The sequence below is a fragment of the Nocardia sp. NPDC004260 genome, assembly GCF_053603155.1.
Map to the genome: position 1 here is coordinate 1 of NZ_JBSGEZ010000163.1, position 5,322 is coordinate 5,322.

Genomic DNA, 5,322 nt, shown 5'->3' on the forward strand with positions numbered 1-5,322 from the left:
CCCCGGATACCGAAACCGCCGCTGCCGCACCGGAATCAACGGTTCCACTCTCGCCCACAACGCATCGGTCACCACCTCATCAACCACAGCAAGAGTCTCAAAGACATTGCACGGCAAACCAAACCGACACACCGATTCATTCTGAACTGAGTTCTTAGCGCGGAACCGTTTTGACGACCCGCGACTGCGGGAACCCCAGCGGCGCCAGATGTACCCCGCCCTGGCCCCACCCCGCACTGGTGATCCACCAGCGGCCGTCCTCGTCGACCACCTCGGCGGCGTGCGCCGCGATGTGTCCGACCTTGTCGCCGATACGGAAGTGGAAAGGATTGTCACTGCGGAAGACGTCGGTGCCGACGTAATGCGGGCGCGGACCGATGAACAAGTACCACCATCCCCCGTACCGAATGACGTAAGGCGATTCGGTGTTGCCCGCCTCGGTGCCTTTGGCCGGGTCCGTGTACGCGATGTGCCGATCGCCCCAGTGCACGAGGTCGGCGCTGGTGCGGTAGGCGACGACATGGTGACCACCCGCCGGGGCGCTGGTCGCGCAGTAGTACATCACCCATTGGTCGCCGACTCGCACCACCATGGGATCGCGAGCGTCGTAGCCGTCGCGGAACAGCGGGCCCTCCGCCGATCTGGTCCAGTGGAACAGGTCGGGCGAGGTCGCCAGGTTCATCGCCGCGGCGGTGCGGTCGTCGCCGCCCGCGGCGTAGAACATGTAGTAGCGGCCGTGAGCGCCGAGCACAAAAGGCGCCCACAGATGCGTCTCGCCGTAGTCCCGATCCACCCGCAACGCCGAGGCTTGCTTGGTCCACGAACCGCGCAGCCGTTCGGCGGTGGCGTGAGCGAACTCGATCTCGTCGAACGGATCCGCGGGCTCGGGGTGGGTGATCCCGAAAAGGTGCCACCTCCCGGCAGCGTCGCGAACGATTGTGTGATCGTTGATGTACCAGGCTTCCGACTCCCCGGCGCTCGGATCGTAGATCCGCGCGAAAGCTCCCGCCCGGACCACCTCCCGTGTCGCCATGGATTCATGATGCCGCGATCACGTCCCCGGTGGCGGAATCATCGGGCAACGACACTGCGCCGCAGGTATTCCGCGGTCAGCGACCGGTCGTCCGCCAGCAAGTCCGCCGGTGTCCCGGCGAAAACGAGTTCGCCTCCGTGCTTTCCGCCGTCGGGTCCGAGGTCGATCACCCAGTCGGCCCGAGCGACGACGTCCAGGTCGTGCTCGATGACGATCACCGTGTTGCCCGCGTCGACCAGCCGGTCCAGCAGCCCGACCAGCGCGTCGACATCGGCCATGTGCAGCCCCGTGGTCGGCTCGTCCAGCACGTAGACGGCGGCTTCGGCGCGACGCTGGAGATGATCGGCCAGCTTGACGCGCTGGCGTTCGCCGCCGGACAGCGAGGACAACGACCGGCCGAGGGTGAGATACCCGAGACCGACGTCGAGCAGCGACCGCAACGGCGTGCCGATCCGCCGGTTCCCCTCCGCGGCCCAGAAGTCCAGCGCTTCCGCCGCGGGCATCTCCAGCACGTCGGCGATGGACGCCCCGCGAATCTCGTAAGCGAGCGCCTCCGGACGGTATCGGCGTCCGTGGCAGGCCTGGCAGATCGTGGTGACCGGATCCATGTACGCCAGATCGGTGAAGATCACTCCGGCGCCGTCGCATTCGCCGCAGGCGCCGTCGGAATTGAAACTGAACAAGCCCGGTCGTACGCCGTGCCGCTTGGCGAACAGCTGACGCAGCGGATCCATGATGCCGAGATAGGTCGCGGGGCTGGAGCGCCGGGAGGCGGCGATCGCGGCCTGGTCCACCGCGATGACCTGCGGATGCGCCGCGACGAACGCGCCGGACACCAGCGTGCTCTTCCCGGAGCCCGCCACGCCGGTCACCGCCGTGAGCACGCCCGTCGGAAACCGCACGGTGAGGTTCTTCAGGTTGTAGGCGTCGGCATCGGCGACGGTGAGCCATCCCGCCGGCTCGCGGACGTCCTCCTTCACCCGCCGCACCCGGCGCAGGCCCGCACCGGTCGGCGTCTCCGCACGCCGCAAGCGATCGACCGTGCCCTGGAACACCACCTGCCCGCCGCGGGAACCGGCGCCCGGCCCCATGTCGACCACATGGTCGGCGACGGCGATGACATCGGGTGAGTGCTCCACCACCAGCACCGTGTTCCCTTTGTCCCGCAGGCGGCTCAGCAGAGTGTTCAGCCGCCCCACATCCCGGGGATGCATGCCGACGCTGGGCTCGTCGAAGATATAGGTCATGCCGGTGAGGCTGGAGCCGAGATGCCGGACGACCTTCAGGCGCTGCGCCTCGCCGCCGGACAAGGTGGCGGTTTCCCGATCGAGTGACAGGTAGCCGAGCCCGACCTCCTCGATCCGGCGCAACCGGGCGATGGCGGCCTGGGCGATCGGCCGAGCCACCGGATCGTCCAGGCGGTCGAGCACCTCGATGAGGTCGGTGATCTCCAGCCTGCCGTAGTCGGCGATGCCGAGCCCATCGATCCGGCTCGCCAGCGCGGCGGCGTTGAGCCGTGCGCCCCCGCAGTCCGGGCAGACCTCCTCGGTGACCACCGCGCGGGCGGCTTCGCGATTCTTGTCCGACAACGTGGTGAGATCACGCTTGATGTAGAGGCGGTCGAACCGCTCCAACAGGCCTTCGTACGCGTTGTTTCCCGCCGAGCCGTTCCGATTCTTGCGCGGCACCCGGAAACCCTTGCCGTGCAGGAACAATTGCCACTCCTCGGTAGTGAAGTCCCGCAGCGGCTTGTCCGGATCGAAGAGCCCCGACTCGGCGTAGAGCTGCCATTGAAACGTTCCGACCGCGAAGGGCCCGAAGGTGATGGCGCCCTCGTTGAGCGATTTGCCGCGGTCGATGAGCTTGCCCAGATCCGGCCGCACCACATTGCCGAGACCGCCGCACGCGGGACACATGCCCAGCGGATCGTTGAACGAATAGCGCGTGGCCTCGCCCGCGCTCGGCACGCTGTGCCGGGAGAACAGGACGCGGATGACGGAGTGGATGTCGGTCATGGTCCCGACCGTGGAACGGGAATTGCCGCCGATCGGCTTCTGATCGACGACGACGGCGGGCGCCAGGTTGTCGATCGCGTCCGCCTCCGGACGCTCGTATTTGGGCAGCCGATTGCGGATGAACCAGGTGAAGGTCTCGTTGAGCTGCCGCTGCGATTCGACCGCCACGGTCCCGAAGACGATCGACGACTTGCCCGAACCGGAGACGCCGGTGAAGACCACGATCTTGCCTTTGGGGATCGTCAGCGAGACATCGCGCAGATTGTTCTCGCGAGCCCCGACGATCCTGATGGTGTCTCGATCTGCATGCACGAACCTCACGCTAGGCAGCGATGAGGTCGGTTTCTGTCCTCCTTCGCGGCCATACTCGAGTACGTGACCCGGACCGCCGAGCGACTGCTCCAGCTGCTGTCGCTGTTGCAGACGCGCCGCGAATGGAGCGGTCCCGAACTGGCCGCGCGGCTCGGCGTCACGGTGCGGACGGTGCGCCGAGACGTGGAGCGTCTGCGCGAGCTGGAGTATCCGGTGGTCGCGAGCCTCGGCGCGATCGGCGGCTACCGCCTGGAAGCGGGCGCGGCACTGCCGCCGCTGCTGCTCGACGACGAGGAAGCGGTCGCGATCACGCTCGGACTGCGCGGCGCGGCGCAGGGCGCGGTCGCGGGTATCGAGGAATCGGCCGCTCGCGCCTTGGTGAAGCTGCAGCAGGTCCTGCCGTCGCGCTTGCGCCGCCGAGTCGACGCGATAGACGCCACCACCGTCTCGCTCGGCGGCCCCGCCGCCGGTCCGATGATCGATCCCGAGGTGTTGGTCGTCCTGGCCGCCGCCGCGCGCGACAGCGAGCGGATCCGCTTCCGGTACCGCGACAAGACCGATACGGAAAGCAGCCGCCTCGCCGAACCGCACAGTTTGGTCTCGGCGGGTCGCCGCTGGTACCTGGTCGCCTGGGATGTCGACCGCGCCGATTGGCGCACTTTCCGCGTGGACCGTGTGACCTCACCGCGGCCGATCGGAATACGGTGCGCACCTCGCGAGCTGCCCACCGCCGACGCGGCGAGTTTCGTGACCAGCCAGTTGGCGCGCTCCAGACCGGTTCGTCCCGTGGTGCTGCGGGTGCATGCCTGCGCCGCCGTGCTGGCCGAGACGTTCCGCGTTCGCGCGGAGGAAGTCGAACCGCTGGACGAGCGAACCTGTCTCTTGCGCACCTCCGCGGATTCGCTGGAGTGGACTGCCCTCCGCATCGCGCACCTGGACCTGGACTTCGAGGTCGTCGAACCCGTCGAGATGAAAGACCTGCTCGCCCGGCTCGGCGCCAAGCTGCTTCGTGCGGCGGACAAGCCTGGCTGAGCGAAGGCCGCCGCGGCGTGCGGATACTCGGCTGCCCGATGCGGGAAGCGGCACTACGGTGCTGCGCATGACGCTCTCAGTGGAAGACCGCCTCGATATCACAGACCTCATCGCCCGGCACGGCCACATCATCGATGCGGGCGAACTGGATCGCATGGACGAGCTGTTCAGCGCGGAGGTCGTCTACGACCTGACCGCCATGGGATACGGCGAATTGCGCGCCATCGCCGCTGTGCGTGACGCGGCCCTCGCGCTCGGCGACGCGAATCCGGTCGGCCATCACGTCACGAATGTGATCGTCACCGAAAGTGAGGCCGACCGCGCACAGGTGTTGTCGAAGGGAATCGGGATCGCCGCCGATGGTCGCTGCGGAAGCGTCACGTATGAGGACGTGGTGGTGCGAGAACCCGTCGGCTGGCGGATCACGTATCGCAAAGTCATTCCGCGCCGTGCTCCGCTGGGTGGCTGATCGCCGACGGCGCATTGCCGTAGAAGCGCTGCCAATCGATCTTGTCGTGGTCTGAATCACACTTGTGTCATTCACGCCGCAGTTTCGCTGCGCGCACGCCGCTGACCTGCGAAAAAGCGCGCTGGACAGGCGATTTGACGAAGCGTTATCCGCCGCGTAACTTATTCCAGGTCAGAGCGACACGGACACCGACCCGGAGCCGAGAAGCAAGGCGGAAACGCCGAGCGGAAGGACCGGGAAACGAGGTAGGACGAGGAGCGCCTGGCGATCACACTGGCTCGATCGGGAGCCCGATTTTGATCGGGTGAACGAATGAGCTAAGCTGGAAAAGTTGCCTCACTGAAGGTCCGAAGTAATTCGGATTGAATGTGTGTGCGTGTGTTCTTTGAGAACTCAATAGTGTGTCGATGAATGTCAGTGCCAATTATTTTTGGTTTCGGCTCTTCATACCCCCGTGTGGA

The 5,322-nt window shown here is 66.6% G+C and carries 4 protein-coding genes; 2 read left to right on the forward strand and 2 right to left on the reverse strand.

Going from position 1 to position 5,322, the window contains the following annotated elements; translation table 11 throughout:
• Positions 1-154: 154 nt before the first annotated feature.
• Both ACWEO7_RS37860 and ACWEO7_RS37865 read right to left on the reverse strand, forming a co-directional pair.
• On the reverse strand, positions 155-1,033 hold the full coding sequence (locus ACWEO7_RS37860) for a glycosyl hydrolase family 32 (protein ID WP_452430464.1): 879 nt from the start codon (positions 1,031-1,033) through the stop codon (positions 155-157).
• Positions 1,034-1,071: 38 nt separating this feature from the next.
• Entirely contained in the window at positions 1,072-3,360 is a 2,289-nt protein-coding gene (locus tag ACWEO7_RS37865) for an ATP-binding cassette domain-containing protein (RefSeq protein WP_452430466.1), read from the reverse strand.
• A gap of 63 nt (positions 3,361-3,423) precedes the next feature.
• On the opposite strand from ACWEO7_RS37865, the gene ACWEO7_RS37870 reads away from it, so the two are divergent.
• Together ACWEO7_RS37870 and ACWEO7_RS37875 are read left to right on the forward strand one after the other, a co-directional pair.
• A complete protein-coding gene (locus ACWEO7_RS37870; protein ID WP_452430468.1) occupies positions 3,424-4,392 on the forward strand; it encodes a helix-turn-helix transcriptional regulator in 969 nt (322 codons plus the stop codon).
• A 67-nt stretch (positions 4,393-4,459) separates the two neighbouring features.
• On the forward strand, positions 4,460-4,861 hold the full coding sequence (locus ACWEO7_RS37875) for a nuclear transport factor 2 family protein (RefSeq protein WP_452430470.1): 402 nt from the start codon (positions 4,460-4,462) through the stop codon (positions 4,859-4,861).
• Positions 4,862-5,322: the final 461 nt, after the last annotated feature.